Raw genomic sequence first — 20,275 nt, forward strand, 5'->3', positions numbered from 1 at the left:
GTCGAACATGGGCTCGGCTCTACAGACGTTGTGATGCCCTTGTAGAGCCGAGCCTACGCTCGGCTGCTCCTCGTCTGAAGACCGCACTAGTCCTGCAGAGGCCACCTGCTCCAGGCGTGGGGATATTCGCCGAGACAGTTGGCCAGCCCTGCGCGTACTGGATTGGCCGCGATGTACACCGCCTGGGTGCGCAGGCATTCATCACTGCGCAGCGCATGGTCGTAGTACCCCGGCTGCCAGATCGGCGCGTTCGCATCAACGCGCGTGGCGATGGATCTTCCACTCCTGGACTTCAGGATCTGCATGCAGCCGGCCAGCGTGCCGCTACGCAACTCGATCAACCAATGCAGGTGGTCCGGCATGATCACCCAGGCCAGTGAGTATGTCCGACCTGTACGCTCGACCCTGCGTAGTGCCTCGACCAGAAGGTCGGCGTTGGCTCCATCGTGGAACCAGCGCCGACGAGCATGTGTCACAGCCGTTATCGCATAGACATTGCCGGTCTGCGACCACCGGCCAATACGGAGTGCGGGGCTGGCCATGTCCGAAGACTGCGCTGCGATTCACAGGCTCTCCATCAGTGCACCGGCGCTCAGCCTGTCAGCCAATGCCCCGCTGTAACGCCGAGACCATGCTCGGTTGCCTTTTGCGGGACGCCCGTGCTACACGCGTAAGCCGAGCGCAGGCTCGGCTGCTTTTTGCATTGCGCCCGCGCTGCGGGCGTAAGCCGAGCATGGGCTCGGCTCTACAGGTCCGTGTGTTACGCCACGCCGTGCAGGTGTTCATACAGGATCGTTGCACCGATGATCACCAGGATCACGCCACCGATGATCTCGGCCCGCTTGCCGACCATGCTGCCCAGCACGCGGCCGAGCATGATGCCGACGGTGACCATGGTCAGCGTGCACAGGCCGATGACCGCGGCCATCACACCGATATGCACGTCCATGAAGGCCAGGCCGATACCCACCGCCATCGCATCGATGCTGGTGGCGAAACCGGTCAACGCCAGCTTCCAGAAGCCGTGGTGCTGTGAAGGATCTTCGTCGTCCTCGGCACTGTACGGTCGCAGTCCGTTGTAGATCATGTGGATGCCCAGCGCACCGAGCAGGCCGAAGGCGATCCAGTGGTCGAAGGCTTCCACGTACTGCAGGGCGGCACGGCCGAGCAACCAGCCGATGATCGGCGTGATCGCCTCGATGACGCCGAAGATGATGCCGGCGCGCAGTGCATCGCGGAACACCGGCTTGCGCATGGCCGCACCCTTGCCGATCGCCGCAGCGAAGGCATCGGTGGACATGGCAAAGCCGATCAGGAGGATCGAAATGGGGGACATTGGCGGCTGCTGAGGTCGGGCAAGGACGGACGCACGGCTCGCGCTCGCGCCCAACCTGACGTTGCGCGCGCGGGCCGCTGGTCTCGCCAACCATCATGGTTGTCCACGCCACGGCGCACTGGCCGAGTGTGTTGACGTGGACGATTCCTGCGAAGGAATCCGGCTACTCCCCAAGGGGACGCGCAGCTTAGCACCGCGATCCGCGCGTGGCGCATTTCCAGGCAAACGCGCAGGCAGGGCTGGTTTGTATAGCGATGGCTATATCAGCGCCGCGCTGCACATGCGAGCCGAGCGTGGGCTCGGCTCTACAGAGGTGTCGCGCAACCGGGAATTTGTAGAGCCGAACCGGTGCTCGGCTGCTGTTCGGTCGGACCACGGAATACCACGCACCACGCGCGAGCCGAGCGTGGGCTCGGCTCTACAGAGGGGTCGCGCAACCGGGAATTTGTAACGACGAGCCGATGCTCGGCCGCTGTTCGGCCGGACCACGGAATACCACGCACCACGCGCGAGCCGAGCGTGGGCTCGGCTCTACAATTGCCCGTCAGGGGTCGTTGTTGCCAGCATCGCGCAGCGCGCCCAGGAAGGCGCGCAGCGAGGCCGGCTTGATCGGCTTGGTCAGCACGCGGTAGCCACGCTCGCGTGCCATCCGCTTCAGTTCGTCGCGGCCATCGGCGGTCAGCAGCGCGCCCGGCAGCGGGTAGCCGGCCGCTTCACGCAGCGCCACCAGCGCATCCAGGCCATCCATGCGGTCATGCAGGTGGTAGTCCACCAGCATCACCTGCGGGCGCTCGGCAATCTTCTCCAGCGCCTGGTCGACGGTGGCGGCGGTGATCACCTGCACCTGCCAGCGGCCCAGCAGCGCGCGCATGCCGTCGAGGATCTCCTCGTCATTGTCCACGCACAGCACGCGCAGGCCGGCCAGCGAATCGCTGCGCAGTGGCGTGGCCACGGCCTGCACCGGCGTGGCCAGTTCGGTGTAGCCCGGCAGCGGCGCCACCCGCGGCAGGATGATCGAGAACATCGAGCCGCTGCCGACGCGGCTGCGGGCATTGAGGCGATGGTCCAGCAGGCGCGAGATGCGCTGGCAGATCGACAGGCCCAGGCCCAATCCCTGTTCTCCCCAGTCGAACGGCTGCTGGTAGCGGTGGAACTCATCGAAAATCTGCCGCATGTGGTGCTCGGGAATGCCGGGGCCGGTATCCCACACCTGCAGTTCCACTTCGTCGCCACGATGGCGCACCGCCAGTACGATGCGCCCCTGCCGTGTGTAGCGCAGCGCGTTGGCCAGGAAGTTCTGCAGCACGCGGCGCAGCAGGCGGCGATCGCTGCGTACCCAGGCCGGCCGCGCGAACAGGTCCAGGCGCAGTCCGCGACCGGCGGCGACCGGCGTGTACTGCGCGGCCAGCTCGCGCATCAGCGCGCTCACATCGAACTCGCCGATCACCGGGTGCAGGCCACCGGCATCCAGGCGCGACACGTCCAGCAGGCCATCGAGCAGTTCTTCGGCAGCACGCAGCGACGCATCCACGCGTTCGGCCAGGTGCTTCTGCTCATCACTCACGTGGTCGCTGTCACGCAACGCCGAGGCGAACAACCGCGCAGCGTTCAACGGCTGCAGCACGTCGTGGCTGATCGCCGCCAGGAACCGCGTCTTCGACTGCTGCGCGACCTCGGCCTCGTGCGAACGCTCGGCCACGCGCTGCTCCAGCGTCTCGTTGGCTTCCAGCAACGCCTTTTCCGCGTGCTTGTAGTCGGTGATGTCGTTGTAACTGGTGACGTAACCTCCGCCGGGCAGTGCCTGCCCACGCATCTCGATCACCTTGCCGTCGCTGCGGGTTCGCTCGAACACATGCGGCGAACCGGCGCGCATGTAGCCGATGCGGCGGTTGATCTGCACCTCGATGTCGCCTTCGCCCAACTCGCCGCGCTCGGCGTTGTAGCGGATCAGGTCGGCCACCGGGCGGCCCACGTAGAGCATGCCGTCTGGGTAGCCGAACATGTCCTGGTAGCGGCGGTTCCATGCGGTCAGGCGCATGTCCGGATCAACCACACTGACGCCGGCGCTGATGTTCTCCAGCGTGGTCGACAGGATCTCGCGGTTGAAGCGCAGCTCCTGCCCGGCTTCGTCCAGCACCGCCACTACTTCGCCCAGGTCCATGCCCGAGCCACGCAGCAGGCTGGTCAACAGCAGGCGTGCAGACGCCGCACCAATCGACGCGGCCAGCAGACGCTCGGTGAACTGAACCCACGGCCGGTCGGCCGGCGCGGAGGACTGCAGCTCGCGACCCAGTGACTGCGCCTGCTCGAAGAACGATCGCCGTGCATGGCGCTCACCGACCACGCGCGAAGCCAGCGCAAGCAGGTCGCCAACATGCACATGACCGGGCCAGCCACCGGCCACCGACGGGCGCTCGGCATAGGGGTCGAGGAACGGTGCCGCACGCAGCCGCTCGTCCACACCGGGGCGCCAGCGCGCGGACACCAGCATCATCGTCGCCGCGTTGACCAGCAGCGACCAGAAGGTGCCGTGGGTCAGCGGATCCCAGCCGGTCATGCCGAACAGCTGCTGCGGACGCAGCCACTCGATGCCGAACGGGCCGTGCTGCACCCAGGCGGCATCGACCCAGCCGGCCATGGTCATCGCCGGCAGCAGCAGCGTGTACAGCCACGTCGCGAAGCCGAGCAGCATGCCCATCTCGACGCCACGCCGGCTGGCGCCACGCCAGTACAGGCCGCCGATCAGGCCCGGCGCGAACTGCGCCACCGCTGCGAACGCCATCAGGCCGTAGGAGGCCAGCGTGCTGTCGTTGCTGCTGGTGCGGTAGTAGCTGTAGGCCATCAGCGCCAGCAGCAGGATCGCCAGGCGGCGGATCCACAGCACGCGCGAGGCAACATCGGCCGCTTCCTGGTGGTCGCCACTGCGGCGCAGCAGCACCGGCATCACCAGGTCGTTGCTGACCATGGTGGCCAGCGCGATGGACGAGACGATGACCATGCCGGTGGCCGCAGAGAAACCACCGACATAGGCGATCAGCGCCAGTGCGTTGCGGCCCTCGGCCAGCGGCAGCGCCAGCACCATCGAATCATCGGCAACGCTGCCGCCGGTGCCGAACAGGGTCACGCCGGCGGTGGCAATCGGCAGCACCATGCCGGAGATCAGTACCAGATAGCCGCCGAACATCCAGCGCGCGCGGCGCACATCGCGCACGTCACCACACTCGACCACCGCCACGTGGAACTGGCGCGGCAGGCAGATGATGGCGAGGAAGCTGAGCAGGGTCTGCGAGATGAAGCCCACCGGCGGCAGCCCGGTGAACAGCGTATGCACCGACTCGACCACCGCATCGGTGCGGTTGCTCAGCCACAGGTAGGCGAACACGCCCACCGCCACCATCGCCAGCAGCTTGATCACCGATTCAAAGGCGATCGCCAGCATCATGCCGTGGTGGTGCTCGGTGGCATCGACCTGGCGGGTGCCGAACAGCGTGGCGAACAGCGCCATCAGCAGCGCCACGTACAGCGCCGGGTCGGTGAAGAAGCCGGTGGGGCCGGTGTTGCCGGTCAGCACCTGCAGGCTCATCGCCACCGCTTTGTACTGCAGGGCGAGGTACGGAATGATGCCGATCAGCGCGATGATCGCCACCAGCGCCGCCAGCCGCCGCGAGCGACCGAAGCGCGAGGAGATGAAATCGGCGATGGACACCACGTTCTGGCTGCGCGCGATCAGCGCCAGGCGCTCGATGATGCGCCAGCCGAACAACAGCAGCAGCAACGGACCGATGTAGATCGGCAGGTAGCCGATGCCGTTGCGCACGGCGGTACCCACTGCGCCGTAGAAGGTCCACGACGAGCAGTAAACGGCCAGCGCCAGGCTGTAGACCACCGGCCGCAGCCACGGCCGGTCGGGATACATCGGCCGACGGTCACCCCACCACGCTACTCCGAACAGCAGCGCGGCATAGGCAACCGAGACCAGCAGCAGGATCCAACTGGAGACCACGCGTGTGTTTCCGTCGGAGGAACCCGCAGTGTAGGCCAGGCGTGGCCGGGGGTGCGGGCTCGTTGGGGGCAACCACCCCCACCAAGGTGGGGGCCCACAATCACCAGGCCCCCATCGAGGTGAGAGCCGGGAATCCGTGCTCGAACCGGCCTTACTCCGCCGGTACGCCCATTTCCTTCAGCAGCTCGGGCGCCGGGTAGACCTTGGCCAGCAGCCAGCGCAGGTAGCGCATGTCCACGTGCACGGCGCGCTTGTAGCGCGGGTCGAACCACCAGCTGGCGCTGACCGACTCCCAGTTGCTGTCGAAGTTCAGGCCGATCAGTTCGCCCTTGGCGTTGAGCACCGGCGAGCCGGAGTTGCCGCCGGTGGTATCCAGGTTGGTCAGGAAGTTGACCGTCTGGGTCTTCAGCGCCGGGTCGGCGGTGCTGCCGAAGTCACCCTTGGCGATCGCGGCCAGCAACGGCTTGGGTGCATCGAACGGATAGGCGTTGGTGTTCTTCTCGACGATGCCGGCCACGGTGGTCACCGGCGAGTAGGTCACGCCATCGCGCGGGTGCAGCGCCTCGACCTTGCCGTAGCTGATGCGCAGGGTGCGGTTTGCATCCGGGTACACCGCGCGGCCCTGCTTGGCACGCCAGGCGAACAATGCCTGCATGTATGCCGGGCGCAGGCGCAGCTGCTCGCCTTCGCGGGTCTTGCTCTCGTTCTCGATGCGCAGCTGCGCGGCCACTAGCGGGCCGGCCACGGCGATCAGCGGATCGGCGGCCAGTGCCTTGCCCTCGCGTGCGGCAGCGAAGCGCGACAGGCGCTGCGCCTCGTCACCCAGCTGGGTGCCGGCGTAGAGGGTGTCCAGCGCCTTGGCCAGCTGCTCCGGGGTACGGCCGAAGGCAGCGTCGAACTCGGCCACGCGCTGCGCGTCCGGCAGCTGCTGGTAGCGGGTCAGCAGGGTGGTCAGCAGGGCCTTCTCGACCTCCGGTGCGTAGCGGCGCTGGACCTGCTTGAGCACGCCTTCGATCATCGCCTGGTCGCGCTGCTGGTAGCCGCTCTCGCGCTGCGCGTCCGGCTTGGCCGATTCAATGCGCAGGCGCTCCAGCAGCAGCGCCGAGCGCAGCAGCTGGCTCTGCATCGCCATCTGGTCCAGCAGCAGGTCACGCTCGCCCACCGCCGCGCCCTGCGACAGGTTGGCCAGCAGCGCCTTGATGTCGCCCTGGTACTTGCGGTCGGTCGCGGCCAGCATCGCCGTCTCGTCGGCGGCACGCTGGGCCTTGGCATCGCTGCGCAGCAGGCCTTCCAGTTCACCGGCAGCGCGCTTGCGGTTGTTCTTCAGCGACTGCAGCTGCGAGGCGTAGCGGGTACGCGCCTGTGCATCCTTGGCGCTGGCGGCCTCGATGGTGTCGATCATCTGCTGGAACACCGACACGCGGCGCGGCAGCACGGCATCGATCTGGCCGGCGAATTCGGCGGCTGTGCGGTGGCGGTAGGTGATGCCCGGGTAACCGGCCAGCATCGCGTAATCGCCTTCCTTCGGGCCTTCCACCGACATCTGCAGGTGCGCCGGTGCCTGGTAGGGCACGTTGTCCTTGCTGTAGGCGGCCGGCTTGCCGTCCTTGCCGACGTAGGCGCGCAGCAGGGTGAAGTCGCCGGTGTGGCGCGGCCACATGAAGTTGTCGATCTCGTCGCCGTAGTTGCCGATCGCACGCGGCGGCGCGTACACCAGGCGCACGTCGCTCAGTTCCAGCTGGGCGATGCGGTAGAAGTCGGTGCCGTAGTACATGTTGGCCACCGAGCAGCGCACGCTGCCATCCTTCTCGCACTCGGCCACGATCTGCTTGCTGGCCGCATCCACGGCATCGAAGTAGGCGCGACCGGTCTTGCCACGGGCCTGCGCCAGCACCTGGTCGGTCACCTTGTCGAAGCCGACGGTGACCAGTACGCGGAAGTCCGGGTTGGCGGGGCGCTCGTCGGCGCGGTCCCTGGCGATGAAGCCACCATTGATCAGGTCGTGCTCGGGCGAGCTGTTGTACTGGATCACGCCCATCGCCACGTGGTGGTTGGTCAGCAACAGGCCATCGGCGGACACGAACGAGCCGGTGCCGCCACCGGCACGCACCACCGCGCTCAGCGGCGGCGCGGTGACGTTGGCCAGGTCAGCCGGATTGCCCTTGAAACCGGCTGCCTGCAGCGGCTTGGCCAGTTCCGGCAGCTGGGTCGGCATCCACATGCCTTCATCGGCATGGGCGCCCGCGGCGAGGGTCAGGCCCAGGGCCAGGGCGGTGGGAAGGGCTTTGCGTGGTGACATGAGGCAATCCGGTACGACAGAACAGCCCGGGACCATAGCTGCTGGGGCGCTGTCGGGCAACGCCCGATAGTCAGGCCTGCGCCGCACTCCTAGAATTGCCGTTTTCTGCACAACGGACGTCAGCAGATGATCGTCGGTATCGATCTTGGCACCACCCATTCCCTCATCGGCATGCACACGGCAACCGGGCCGCAGCTGTTCCCCAATGCCCATGGCGAGCTGTTGACGCCGTCGGTGGTGAGCCTGATCAATGGCGCCGTGCTGGTTGGCCAGCCGGCCCGCGACCGTCTGGTCAGCCATCCACAGCAGACCGTGGCCCACTTCAAGCGCTGGATGGGCAGCGATCGCGAGACCCGGCTGGGTGAGCGCAGTTTCCGCCCCGAGGAGCTCTCGGCCATGGTGCTGCGCTCGCTGCTGGCTGACGCCGAAGCGGCCCTGGGCCAGAAGGTGGAGGAGGCTGTGATCAGCGTGCCGGCCTATTTCTCCGACGCCCAGCGCAAAGCCACCCGGGCGGCCGGCGAGCTGGCGGGCATCCGCGTCGAGCGCCTGATCAATGAACCCACGGCCGCCGCGCTGGCCTATGGCCTGCAGGAGCGTGACGGCGAAGGCCGCGTGCTGGTGCTGGACCTGGGCGGTGGTACCTTCGATGTCTCCATCCTGGAACTGTTCGACGGCGTGGTCGAAGTGCATGCCAGCGCCGGCGACAATTTCCTGGGCGGCGAGGATTTCCTGCAGGTACTCGTGCAGGCCTTCCATGCCGACCAGGGCACGTCCGCCGGCGACCTGTCCGCTGCCGAACAGGCGCAGCTGCTACGTCGGCTGGAACTGTTCAAGCGCGAACTCAGCCTGAGCGGCGCCGCCAGCCTGCAGTTGCCCCTGGCCGGCAGCGAACGCCAGTGGCAGATGGACGAGGCGCACTACACGCAGCTCTGCGAGCCGCTGCTGCTGCGCATGCGTGCGCCCATCGAACGCGCGATCCGCGACGCCCGGCTCAAGCCCGAGGCGCTGGACGACATCATCCTGGTCGGCGGTGCGGTACGCATGCCGATGGTCAGCAAGCTGGCGACCCGCATGTTCGGCCGGCTGCCGCTGCGCCACGTCCATCCGGACCAGGCAATTGCATTGGGTGCCGCCGTTGCCGCCGGGCTGAAGGCACGCGACGAATCGCTGCGCGAGGTCGTGCTGACCGATGTCTGCCCCTACACACTGGGCACGCAGGTGTCCCGCCAGGATGCTTCCGGTGGCGAGCGCAGCGGCTATTTCCACCCGATCATCCAGCGCAACAGCGTGGTGCCGGTCAGCCGCGAGGATCGCTTCTACCCGCTGCACGAGCGGCAAAGTGCCATTCGCATCGACGTGTTCCAGGGCGAGAGCCCGACGGTGGATCGCAACATCAAGCTCGGTGAGCTGACCGTGCCGCTGACCCATTCTGTCCCGATGCAAGAACGCAGCGTCACCGCCCGCTTTACCTACGACGTGAACGGGCTGCTGCAGGTCGAAGTCACCGAGGACGCCACCGGCAAGCGCCACGAGCTCATCCTGGAACAGAATCCCGGGCTGCTGTCACCCGAAGAGATCCAGCAGCGCCTGCGCGCACTGGAAGCGCTGAAGATCCACCCGCGCGACGCCCAGCCCAACCTCGCGGTGATCGCCCGCACCGAGCGCCTGTACGAGGAACGCATCCATCACCGCGAACAGTTGCAGTCGTGGCTGAGCAGCTTCCGCCATGTGCTGGAGAGCCAGGATGCCGTTGCCGTCGAGCGTCATCGCCATCAGCTGGACGAGGCACTCGACACCCTCGAGCGCGATGCATGAGCTGGGCACTTCACGTTCTGGAGCTGGACGAAACCGCTGACGAGCGCGTGATCAAGCGTGCCTATGCAAAGCGCCTGCGGGTGACTCGCCCCGACGAGGATCCCGTCGCCTTCCAGCACCTGCATGAGGCCTATCAGGCGGCATTGGACTGGGTCCGCCAGGAAGCGCTGGCCGATGCCGCGGACGAGGGCGAGGGCGAGGGCGAGGGCGAGGGCGAGGGCGAGGACGAGGACGAGGACGAGGACGAACCGGCGGAGCATGCAGCCGATATCGGCCCCTGGCCGCACGACGCCGACGTGGCATGGGCGCCGCCCGAAACGCGTTCTTACTCGCCTCCATTGCCACCGCGCGGCACGCCTGTGCTGCTGCGCACGGCGCCGGTGGTGGAGTTGGACGGGGTGGTCGACGTAGCAAGCCACGCGCAGTTGATCCTGCGCCAGGCCTACCTGTTGCCGGTCGACGACTTCGGCCCCTGGCTGGAGGCCACGCCGGTGCTGTGGTCGTTGCGCTACAAGCCATTGGTGGGCGACGCGCTGCTGGATGAACTGGCACGCAGTCACAACGGCATCAGCGCAGCCAACATGGGTCTGCTGGCACGCTGCTTTGGCTGGGATGATGTACACGATGGCGTGGATCCGGACAGGCTGGCATCGATCCAGTCGCGCGGTCATCTACGCTGGGCCGCCGAGACCGGGAATGCGGCGGAGCTGTCGGCACTGCTTGAACAAGAGGGCAGCCTGCGGCTGGGGAAGATCACGATCAGCCGTTGCCTGCGTTACGTGTCGCAGCCATGGCACCGGCGACGATCCCTCTGGCAGGCGCAGCTGCCCGAGCACATCAATGAAGTCAACGCACTGCTGGATGCCATCGAGGCGGGCGGAAGGGAACAGGTGCCCGAGGCATGGGATCCGCAGCAGATCCTGTTCTGGCGAAGTCTTGCAGACATCTCCCGGCCCAACCGGTGGCGCTGGCAGGTGAACGCACTGCGTGGCGTGCTGCTGGGCGTCTGCAGCCTGTTGTTCTTTGCTGGAATCGCAGGCGTCTCGCTGGTCCAGGGAAAGACGGGCGAAGCCGCGATTTTCACCCAGCTGGGGGTGCCTTTTGGCCTGCTCCTGGCTGCGATCGGCGCACTGTGGGTGCCTGTGCGCTGGGCGCTGCGCCAGCTGACGCTGGATCTGCCCCCTTCGCGCTGGAGATGGCTGCTGGCGCTGCCAGCGCCCTTGATGGCGATCAGCAGCCTGGTTCTTGTCCATGGCCTTGGCCACCGCATCGAAGGTACCCTGTTGATCTTCATGGCACTGCCCTTGGCGACTGCGCGCCTGTGGCGACGCGTCGGTTCGCGGGTGCGGTTCGGAATCCGCCATGCCGTGTTCATGGTGCTTGCCATGCTTATCGCCGAAGCAGGCATCGTTCTGATCCTGCTGCAGTGGGGAGCCGAGTTCATACATCGCACGCGCCGTCACGCGTCGATTGACGGGCTCCCGCCAGCCTCTGGAAACACTGCGTGAACCGGGCGCTGGACGCGCTCGGGCTCGACGCCAGCGCCGACGAACGGGCGATCAAGCGCGCCTACGCGCAGAGACTGCGTGCGGCACGCCCTGACGAAGACCCCGTGGCATTCCAGGCGCTGCACGAGGCTTACCAGGAGGCCCTGCTGTGGGTGCGCAACCGCACGCAATGGCAGGAGGAAGACGGTGCAGAAGCGCTGTCGGCCCCACCTGCAGACAACAGCCCACCCGGCCCACCGGCGCTGTACGACAGCCATTCGTCGATGGACCACATGCCGGTGCTGCATCGTCCAAGCACGTTCGACACCGACCTGCCGGACGATGTGGTGGAGCCGTCATTGAACCTGCCCCGGTTTGCGCGTCTGCTGATCAACACCGCGACCGATGCCGACCCGGCCAGCTTCGAGCACTGGCTGGCCCATCGTCCGGAGCTGTGGTCATTGGCCGACAGGCCGCGTATCGGTGACGTGGTATTGCAGCAGCTGCTGCACGAGGGCCGGCCGCTGTGCGAGTCCAACTTCGATCTGCTCGGTCGATACTTCTGCTGGGATGAGATCCGGGCTGATATCGATCCCTACCGTGTCCGCGCACGGCGCAACCTGCTGCATCGCCACTGGCAGCTGCAGCCGCGCAACCACGCGGCCCTCACCGCAGCCCTGGACCGACCGCACGACCGGGTGTCCGCAACCGAGGCGCATGCCCGCGTGGAACGCTTGACCCGACCATGGCACTGGCTGCAATCGCTGCTGTCGGCCAGCGTGCCCGGGCGTGCTGCCACCATGCGGCACACGATGCAGCGTCTGGGGGTGCATGGCGTCCGTGACACGCTGGCGCCATTGGACGGGGATCAGGTCGCCTTCTGGATGGCGATATCCGAACCCAGGCGCTTCAATCTCATGAAGATGCAGGTGGCAATTGTCCGCTGCCTGCTGGGCGCTCTCGTCGTGCTGGCCGTCCTGGCGGCGCTGGCCTTGCTGGGTGATGCCGCTCGACCCATCGCGATCAGCACGTCCAGCATGAAACACGTGGCAATCCATGCCTCGGTGGTCATCGTGTCTGGCGTCCTCATGCTGACACCCTTCGTTGGAGGGACTCCATCGCGGACGGCGTCCGCGCCAGCGCCCGTCGAGCGACCGTCGCCGCTTGATGGACTCGGCATGCTCACGCACGGGCCTCGTCCGCGCAGGCCAGCCCGTTCCTTCGCCGTTGTCCGCCAGATGGACCCCGGCACAGAGGGGGGTTGAGTGGCGACGGGTTATTTCTCCCGCCGCCAGTTGATCGAACCACGGTTTTCCACCGTGCTCGATTCCACTTCCACGTCGAAGCCGCGGCGCAGCAGGTACTTCAGCGTGATCACCGAACCGGCACCGACCAGCGATACTCCGTAGCCGACGTACAGCTTGGGCGAGATGTACTTGCCGACACCGATCACCGAGCCGCCCAGCGCGCGCGACTGGCTCACACCGGCGTCGTCCAGGCCCAGCTTGGCACCCAGCTGCGACGCCAGCAGGCCGCTGCCGGCCGAGAGTGCCGCCGAGGCCGCGTTGACCTGCTGGGCCTGGTCGCTGCTGGCACCGGTCAGGCTGCGACCCAGCACCAGATAGGCCAGTGCTTCGGACTGCGACATCGCCGGCTCGGACCACACGTCCGCACGCGGCTGCTGCGCACGCCCGGTCACGTCGATGCCGGCAGTGACATCACCGATCCGGCGCTCGGCACGGATGTTGATGCGCGGGTCGGACACCGCGTTGTAGTTCCAGGTGAGGTTGCCACGGGTGATGGTCAGGTCCTGCCCGTACGCCTTGTAGCGGCCACTGACTTCCAGCCCGCCGTTGGCGGTCATTTCGCGGCCAGGCTTGGCCCAGACCTGCATCTTGCCGGTCAGCGCGCCCTTCAGGCCGAAGCCGGTCATCTTCACCTTGTCGCCGAGGCTGACCGTCAGGTCCATGTCCAGCGGCGAGGTGCGCGACTCTTCCGGATCGGCCGGGTCGAGCACCACCACGTCTTCGGACACCGAGGTGCCGCGGTCCAGGCGCTCAAGGTCGATGTCGGCCTCGGGCACGTGCACGGTACCGCGCAGCTCCATCGCCGCCTTGGCCAGGGTGAAGTCGAGGTTGGGATTGGCGACGATGCGCAGCTCGCTGGTGTTGGACAGCAGCACGTTCTCGCCGTGGATCTTCAGCTGCAGCGGCTGTGCATCGCCGAACCAGGACAGGCCACCATCCACGTACAGCGTGCCCTGGCCGGAGTTGGCCTGCGCAGTGATCTTGGCCGAGCCATCGGGCTGCGCCACGAAGCTGCCCTTGCCCTGGTCGAAGGTCAGGCCCAGTGCCGGGAATTCACCCTTGAAGTTGCTCAGCTGCGCGTCGCCACCCAGCGACGGCTGGCCACGCGTACCGCGCAGGCTGACGTGGCCTTCGATCAGGCCGGTCGGGCGCACGATGTCCGGCGAGAACAGCTCCAGCCAGTACAGCCGCGACATGTTGAGGTAGAGCTCGCCGTTCAACGGCGCGCTGGCTTCCCAGCCGGTCTGCATCTTCGCGTCGACGAAGCCGTTGCCCTGGAAGCCCATGCCCAGGTAGCCCTTGATGCTGGCTGGGGTCATGTCGAGCTTCAGCGAGAACTGGTCATATCGCACCAGCTCGCCACGGGTGGTATCGCCCACGGTGTTGCGGTTCTCGCCCAGGCGCACGCCGCCTTCCTTCGAGCGCACTTCCACGTGGCCTTCCCAGGCATTGCCGCGCGGGCGGATCTGCGCGTCCAGGCTGACATCGCCGCGCAGGTAGATGCGGCGGCCGGACTGCGGCGGCAACCACGGCTGCACCAGTGCCAACGGCAACGCATCACTGCGCACCACCAGGCCCTCGCGCGGCCAGTTGGCCTGTGCGCACAGTGCGCCGCTGCTGGCGGCGGCCAGGCAGGCCTCGGACAGCGTGTAGGTTCCGCCGTTGATCGCGAACGCCGCCGGTGCACGAAGCGACCAGGCATCGCCCTTCACCGGCGCGATGCGCAGCGAAGCCAGTTCGCCGCGCCACTGCGTGCCCTGCTGGCGCACGATGCCCTGCAGCTCGACCGCGCCCATCTCGTTGCGGGTCTGCGCCGCCAGGCGCAGGTTGGAGACACTGCCCTGCGCCTCCACATTCAAGCGTTCCAGCAGCATGCCGGCGTTGACCTGCTGGCCCTGCACCGCCAGCGTGCCGCTGTCGCCGCGCCACGGCAGGTGGCCCTTGATGCTCACGCTTTCGGCGCCGTAGCCATCCCAGTTGAGGTTGTTGCCGACCAGGTCGGCGGTGATGTCCGGTGCATCGCGCGGGCCCTTCACCTGCACCTGGCCGCGCAGGCCACCATCGGCGCCCGGCAGCAGATCGCTCAGCTGCAGCGGTTCGAAACGCGCATCGATGTCGAGGCGGTCGCCGACCTTGCCCGACGCGGTCACCCGGCTGCTGCCCAGCGACAGCTTCAGGTCACCCTGGCCCTGCGCGCCCTGCAACGCGAACTTGCCCTGCGCGTCGAGGTTGCGCTGGCGCAGCACGCCCTTCAGCGACGGCAGATCGACCGTGGCTTCGAGCGTGCCGGCGGTACCCGGCGGCGCATTGGCCGGCGGCGGCAGCTGGCGGCCCTTCGAGGCCAGGTTGCCGGACAGGCGGCCATTCCAGCCCGGCACGAAATAGCCGGGGTCGAAGTCCTTCAGCGTGGCCTTGGCATCCCAGTCCAGCTGCGGTGCCCACGCCACCTGGCCTTCCACCTGCAGCTGGCCACCCGGGGTCTGTGCCTGCAGCTGGTGGATCGACGCGGCCTGGTCGTTGCCGCGCACATCGAAGCGCAGCTGTGCCTTCTGCGCATCACGCTCGACCTCGGCACGGCCGATCGCCGCCCAGGCCTTGAGGGTACCGGCCAGTCCGAAGCGCGCTTCCTTCAGGGTGACCGGCACCGGTGCGCTGCCGGCCGTGTTCGGATCGGGCGCCGGCACGTAGGTCAGATCGCGTGCGACCACCGAGAAGTTGAGCTTCTGCTGGTCTTCCTGGCTGAAATCGGCCGTGCCTTCCAGCCGCGCTTCGCCGCCAAGCCCCTTCACCAGCAGTGGTGAAACCTTCAGCACCTGGTCCTGCAGCGACACCACCGACGGTGCCAGCTCCAGTTCCTGATCGCCCTGCTTGATCCTGCCGTGCAAGTTGGCGTTGCCGCCCTTGCCGGCCGCGGTGAAATCCAGTGCCAGCGGTGCGATCGCCGTGCTCACCAGTGCCGGCGACAGCAGCGCCAGGTCCAGTTCGTCGCTGCGCACCGTGGCGTTCCAGGTCGGGTCGGTACGGCCATCGAACACCAGCATCGCGTGCAGCGGCTTCGGCGCGCGCCCGGCTACGGCCACCTCCATGTGCGCCAGGTCGCCACGAGCGACCAGGCCGACGGTGGCGGCGGTACGTCCACGCGGCGCCGGCAGCACGGCAGTGACGGTCACGTCGGTGTCGTAGTCCTTGGCCGGGATATAGCGGCCCTGGGCGGTGAAATTGCCCATGTCGCTGTCCACCACCAGTTTGTGCGCCTGGAACTCGCCGTTGGCGATCTCGATGCCGCCACGCACGCGGCTGATGTCGATCACCGGCTCGTTGGCCTGGCTGATGCGGAAGCCATCGATGGCGATGGCGTCGGCCTGGATCGCCAGCGGCATCTCGATCTGCGGCAGCGAATCCGGCCACGACGGCAGCTTGAACGGCTCCTCACTCTTGGCCAGGTTCAGCGTCGCGTTGGTCAGCTCCAGCTTGTCCAGCAGCAGCTTGCGGCCCAGCAGCGGGCGCAGGTCCGGCTCCAGGTGCGCGCGCTCGGCGTGGAAGTGGATGTCGTTGTAGCGGAAATCGACGTTGTACAGGGTCAGCGGGCCGGCCACCGGGCCGTCTACCTTGTCCCAGGTGAAGCTGGCGCCCACCGGCAGCCGCGCCACCACCTGGGCCAGCAGCACATCACGACCGGCCACGGTCTGCAGCAGCCAGTAAACCGCCAGCAGGGCCAGCAGCACCAGGCCCAATACGCCAACACCCGACCAGGCCCAGAAGCGGCGGCGGCGATAGAAGCGCACGCGCGGCGGCGGCGTGTTCGGGGTGGGTGCGGGCGTGCTCACAGGTCCGCTCCGATGTTCAGGTACAGCTGGAACTGCGAATCCGGGTTGTTCAGGCCATGCGCGATATCCACGCGCACCGGGCCCACCGGCGATTTCCAGCGCACGCCGAAGCCGACGCCGGTATGCAGGTCGATGGTGTTGTCGAAGGCGCTGCCGGTATCGACGAACACCGCCGCACCCCACGGCCCGCCATTGAAGTAGTGCTCGTACTCGGCCGAGCCGATCACCAGGTTCTTGGCGCCCAGCGCGTACTTGTCCGGTGCCGGCGTGCGCGGCCCCACTTCGCGGTAGGCATAGCCACGGATGCTGCGGTCACCGCCGGCGAAGTAGCGCAGGCTCGGTGGCATCGCCACCAGATCGCTGGTCCAGGTGGTGCCGCCTTCGCCGCGCAGGATCAGGCGATTGCTTTCACCCACCGGGATGTACCAGCGCAGCACGGCGTTGGCCTGTATGAAGCTGGTGTCCGAACCAGCGCCCTCGATGCCGGCACGCATGGTCGCGGTACCGCTGATGCCCTTGCGCGGGAACATCTCGTCGTCGACGTTGACGTAGTCGGCGACCATCTGCGGATACACCAGCGTCGAGGTGTTGTAGACCGCATCGGTGAATTCAGTGCCGGAGGCATAGCGCCAACGCTCGCGCAGTGCGTTGATCGAGGCGATCGCGGTCCAGTGCTCGTTGATCTCGCCGCTGCGGCTGGCGATCAGCTTGAAGTTGCGCAGGTCGATGTAGTCGGTCTGCTCGTCGTAGGCGCTGGCAGCGAAGGTGTACCAGCCATCGAGCCAGTTGAAGGCCGGAATGCGGTAGCTGGTCACCAGGCTCTTGCGCTTCTGCGCATAGTCCAGCTGCGTGTTCATCTTGTGGCCGCGGTTGTTCAGGAACCGCCGCTCGATGCCACCGCGCACACCCGGGCCGCTCTCGCTGCCGTAGCTCAGGCCGGCGGTGTAGATGGTGCGCTTGGCGCGGGTCAGCTTCACATCCACCGGCACCTCGCCGTTGGCATCGGCCTCGTCCGGCCGCGGCTGGATGTCGATCACGCTGAAGTAGTCCAGCTTGGTCAGCGACTCGCGCAGCCGGTCCAGCTTGCCCTCGTGGAAATAGCTGCCCTGTTCCCAGTACACCAGCGGGTCGAACAGCTTGTCGACGAAGTAGTCCTGCTCGAAGCGCACCGGGCCCATGTTGTAGCGCCGCCCGCTGTCCCAGGTCAGATCGATGTCGGCGGCATTATCGGCACGGGTGATCTGCACCTGGCGCTGGGTGTAGTCGGCGTCGAAATAGCCACGTTCGGCCAGGCGGCGGGTGACGGTGATCTTGCTGGCTTCGTACTGCGTATGCTCGAACCGCTGGCCCTTGCGCGGCTTGAACGCGGCCAGGTCGTCCTGCAGGTACTGGTCGTACATCGCCGGGCCGGTGATGTCGATGTGCTCACGGCGGACGGTCACCGGCGTGCCCTTGTCGACATGGATCAGCACACGCACGTGCTCGTCCACGCGCGGCGCCTCGACCTTGATCACCGGGTTGTAGTACCCGAAGGGTTCCAGCGCCTGGCGGGTCTGCCGCTCGGCCTGTGACAGCAGGTATTCCAGGCGCGACTCGCCCTGCTCCTTGCCGATCGTGTCGTACAGCGACAGCGATTCCTGGATGTTCTCGATGATCGCGGCGTCGTCGCCCTTGTCCAATCCCTTGATGTCCACCTTGTCGATGGTGCCGCGCGCGTGGGCCACGGAGGTGGCGGCCAGCGACAGGACCATCAGCGGCAGGGCGTATTTCTTTGGCTGCATGCGGCACAGCATACCGACCGGAGGTGACGATGCGAAATGCATCACGTCATTGGGGATCGGTTGTTAAGTGGCGGTCAAAATACGCGCCGTTGTGGCGATCGTCGTGATCGCAGGCGAGGATGCCGGCATCGTGCGCGATGCCGGCAATGACCCCGATGGACATCCGCCGACGGTGATCCGGTAGTGCCGGCCGCTGGCCGGCAATCCACAGGTCGATGCGATGCGCGGTGGCAATGCCGGCCAGCGGCCGGCACTACCGATACCGGCGTCAGCTCGACAGGTGCTCGATCGCCGCCACCTTGCCCAGGCGTTCGCCCAGCATCGTCAGCAGCGCCAGGCGGTTGCCACGCAGCGCGGGATCCTCTGCATTGACCATCACGCCATCGAAGAACGCGTCGACCTGCGGGCGCAGGCGCGCCAGGCGCGCCAGCACGGCCACGTAATCCTTCTGGTGCAGGCTGGCGCCGGTGTCATCAATGGCGGCGGTGACCGCTTCAGCCAGTGCGCGCTCGGCGTCTTCCTGCAGCAGCGCCGGGTCGATCTGGGCCGGGATGTCGCCCTCGGCCTTGCGCAGGATGTTGCGGATGCGCTTGTTGGCCGCAGCCAGCGCCTCGGCTTCCGGCAGCGCAGCGAAGGTGCCGATCGCATCCAGGCGGCGGTCGAAGTCATACAGCGAGGCAGGCTTCAGCTCGGCCACCGCGTTGAAGTGCGTGGCCGGCACGTTCTTGTCGCCGTAGTAACCCTTCAGGCGGTCGAGGATGAAGTCGTACAGCTCGCCGACGTCGGCCTGCACGTTGCGCGCCGCCAGGCCGGCATTGGCGCTGGCCAGCAGCGCGCGCAGGTCCAGCTCGAAGCCGCTTTCGATGATCGTGCGGGCCAGGCCCAGCGCGTTGCGGCGCAGGGCGAACGGATCCTTGTTGCCGGTCGGCTTCAGGCCCGCGGCGAAGCCACCGGCCAGGGTGTCCACGCGTTCAGCAATGGCCAGCACCTTGCCCAGCGGCGACAGCGCGATGTCATCACCACCGAAGCGCGGCTGGTAGGCCTCGTCGATGGCCAGCGCCACCTCGGCCGATTCACCACCGGCCACGGCGTAGTGACGGCCGGCGATGCCCTGCAGTTCCGGGAATTCGTTGACCATGCGCGACTGCAGGTCGTTCTTGGCCAGCTCGGCAGCCCGCCTGGCCTGCGCCGGATCGGCGCCGACCTGCGGCGCGATCGCTTCGGCCAGTGCAGCCACGCGCGCCACCTTGTCGGCCACGCTGCCCAACTTGGCCTGGTAGGTCACCGTCTTCAGGCCGTCGCCCATCGACGCCAGGCCCTGCTTCAGGTCCTCGTCGAAGAAGAACTTGGCATCGGCGAAACGCGGGCGGATCACGCGCTCGTAGCCCTTGGCCACTTCGGCCACGTCCCTGGATTCGATGTTGGCGATGCCGATGAACTTCTCGGTCAGCGTGCCTGCGGCATCCAGCACCGGGAAGAACTTCTGGTTGATCTCCATCGTCTCGATCAGCGCCTCCTGCGGCACCGCCAGGAACGCGCGCTCGAAGCTGCACAGCACCGCCGACGGCCACTCGACCAGGTTCACCACCTGCTCCAGGTTGTCGTCGGTGATGCGGGCGCTGCCACCGGCCTTGGCCGCGGCAGCCTCGACCTCGGCGACGATGCGCGCGCGGCGCTCGCTCGGGTCGACCAGCACGAACGCAGCGCGCAGCGCTTCAACGTAGTCCTGCGGCTGCGCCAGCGACACGGTCTGGTCGTGGTGGAAGCGATGGCCACGGCTTGCACGGCCAGCCTGCAGGCCGAACAGTTCGGCTTCGACCACGTTGGCGCCGTGCAGCAGCACCAGCCAGTGCGCCGGGCGGGCGAAGCCCCAGGCGTGGTCGCCCCAGCGCATCGGCTTGGGAATCGGCATCGCCGCGATCGCCTCGCGCAGGATCTCCGGCAGCAGGCTGGCGGTGCTCGCGCCCGGGGTCACCGCGCGGTGCACGAAGCGCTCACCCTTGTTGTCGGTGGTCTTCTCCAGCGCGGTCCAGTCGATCCCGGCCTTGGCGGCGAAGCCCTGCAGGGCCTTGGTCGGCTGGCCTTCGGCGTCCAGCGCGATGTTCAGGTATGGGCCCAGCACTTCGCTGTGCTGCTCCGGCTGTTCCAGGCCGACGCCTGGCAGCAGCACGGCCAGTCGGCGCGGGGTCGACAGCGGGCATGCATCGCCCAGTTCCAGCGCGACGCCGCGCTTGCGCAGGCCTTCGACGACACCGTCGAAGAACGCCTGGGCCAGGCCCGGCAACGCCTTGACCGGCAACTCCTCGGTGCCCAGTTCAATCAGCAGGGGGGACAGTTGGCTCATCGGTTCGATCCTGTGGTGGGGGCGCAGCGCGCGACGCGTCCGGCGCCCCGGAAGTTGAGAGAGGGAGGGAGCGGCC

10 protein-coding genes are annotated in these 20,275 nt (G+C 67.3%); 3 read left to right on the plus strand and 7 right to left on the minus strand.

Annotation, left to right across the window (positions count from 1 at the left end; all coding sequences use genetic code 11):
• Positions 1 to 86: 86 nt before the first annotated feature.
• From ACZK29_RS21530 to ACZK29_RS21545, 4 genes are all read right to left on the minus strand, one after another.
• Positions 87 to 542, minus strand: a complete 456-nt coding sequence (locus tag ACZK29_RS21530) for an REP-associated tyrosine transposase (RefSeq protein WP_478446486.1) — start codon at positions 540 to 542, stop codon at positions 87 to 89.
• A gap of 218 nt (positions 543 to 760) precedes the next feature.
• Complete coding sequence (locus ACZK29_RS21535) at positions 761 to 1,336, minus strand: manganese efflux pump MntP (RefSeq protein WP_111204327.1); 576 nt, start codon at positions 1,334 to 1,336, stop codon at positions 761 to 763.
• A gap of 544 nt (positions 1,337 to 1,880) precedes the next feature.
• On the minus strand, positions 1,881 to 5,339 hold the full coding sequence (locus ACZK29_RS21540; RefSeq protein WP_111204328.1) for a hybrid sensor histidine kinase/response regulator: 3,459 nt from the start codon (positions 5,337 to 5,339) through the stop codon (positions 1,881 to 1,883).
• A 151-nt stretch (positions 5,340 to 5,490) separates the two neighbouring features.
• The gene (locus ACZK29_RS21545; protein ID WP_111204329.1) at positions 5,491 to 7,638 is read right to left on the minus strand and encodes a S46 family peptidase; all 2,148 of its coding nucleotides are present in this window, start codon (positions 7,636 to 7,638) and stop codon (positions 5,491 to 5,493) included.
• Positions 7,639 to 7,764: 126 nt separating this feature from the next.
• Here ACZK29_RS21545 and ACZK29_RS21550 point away from each other — a divergent pair, with 126 nt between their 5' ends.
• From ACZK29_RS21550 to ACZK29_RS21560, 3 genes are read left to right on the plus strand one after another with little or no spacing between them, the layout of a single operon-like run.
• Positions 7,765 to 9,453, plus strand: coding sequence for an Hsp70 family protein (locus ACZK29_RS21550; RefSeq protein ID WP_478446487.1), 1,689 nt, complete (start codon positions 7,765 to 7,767; stop codon positions 9,451 to 9,453).
• A 47-nt stretch (positions 9,454 to 9,500) separates the two neighbouring features.
• Positions 9,501 to 10,961, plus strand: a complete 1,461-nt coding sequence (locus tag ACZK29_RS21555; RefSeq protein ID WP_478446488.1) for a heat-shock protein — start codon at positions 9,501 to 9,503, stop codon at positions 10,959 to 10,961.
• Complete coding sequence (locus ACZK29_RS21560; protein ID WP_478446489.1) at positions 10,958 to 12,205, plus strand: heat-shock protein; 1,248 nt, start codon at positions 10,958 to 10,960, stop codon at positions 12,203 to 12,205. The genes ACZK29_RS21555 and ACZK29_RS21560 overlap by 4 nt, the downstream gene beginning before the upstream one ends.
• Positions 12,206 to 12,216: 11 nt before the next feature.
• Here the strand turns inward: ACZK29_RS21560 and ACZK29_RS21565 are convergent, their stop codons facing one another.
• The 3 genes from ACZK29_RS21565 to glyS form a co-directional block, all read right to left on the minus strand.
• Entirely contained in the window at positions 12,217 to 16,074 is a 3,858-nt protein-coding gene (locus ACZK29_RS21565; protein ID WP_478446490.1) for a translocation/assembly module TamB domain-containing protein, read from the minus strand.
• Positions 16,071 to 17,867 (minus strand): autotransporter assembly complex protein TamA, encoded by a 1,797-nt coding sequence (locus ACZK29_RS21570; RefSeq protein WP_111204333.1) that lies wholly within the window; start codon positions 17,865 to 17,867, stop codon positions 16,071 to 16,073. The genes ACZK29_RS21565 and ACZK29_RS21570 overlap by 4 nt, the downstream gene beginning before the upstream one ends.
• Before the next feature lie 256 nt (positions 17,868 to 18,123).
• Positions 18,124 to 20,199 carry a glycine--tRNA ligase subunit beta gene (gene glyS / locus ACZK29_RS21575; RefSeq protein WP_111204334.1) on the minus strand — a complete coding sequence of 692 codons (2,076 nt, stop codon included), beginning with the start codon at positions 20,197 to 20,199 and terminating at the stop codon, positions 18,124 to 18,126.
• Positions 20,200 to 20,275 lie beyond the last annotated feature (76 nt).

Source organism: Stenotrophomonas sp. 89682_Sma (assembly GCF_056481405.1).

What these genes read in the sequence shown, in the direction of transcription:
- ACZK29_RS21530 (WP_478446486.1), bottom strand. Translation starts at nt 542, where the DNA reads ATGGCCAGCCCCGCACTCCGTATTGGCCGGTGGTCGCAGACCGGCAAT.
- ACZK29_RS21535 (WP_111204327.1), bottom strand. Translation starts at nt 1,336, where the DNA reads ATGTCCCCCATTTCGATCCTCCTGATCGGCTTTGCCATGTCCACCGAT.
- ACZK29_RS21545 (WP_111204329.1), bottom strand. Translation starts at nt 7,638, where the DNA reads ATGTCACCACGCAAAGCCCTTCCCACCGCCCTGGCCCTGGGCCTGACC.
- ACZK29_RS21550 (WP_478446487.1), top strand. Translation starts at nt 7,765, where the DNA reads ATGATCGTCGGTATCGATCTTGGCACCACCCATTCCCTCATCGGCATG.
- ACZK29_RS21570 (WP_111204333.1), bottom strand. Translation starts at nt 17,867, where the DNA reads ATGCTGTGCCGCATGCAGCCAAAGAAATACGCCCTGCCGCTGATGGTC.
- glyS (WP_111204334.1), bottom strand. Translation starts at nt 20,199, where the DNA reads ATGAGCCAACTGTCCCCCCTGCTGATTGAACTGGGCACCGAGGAGTTG.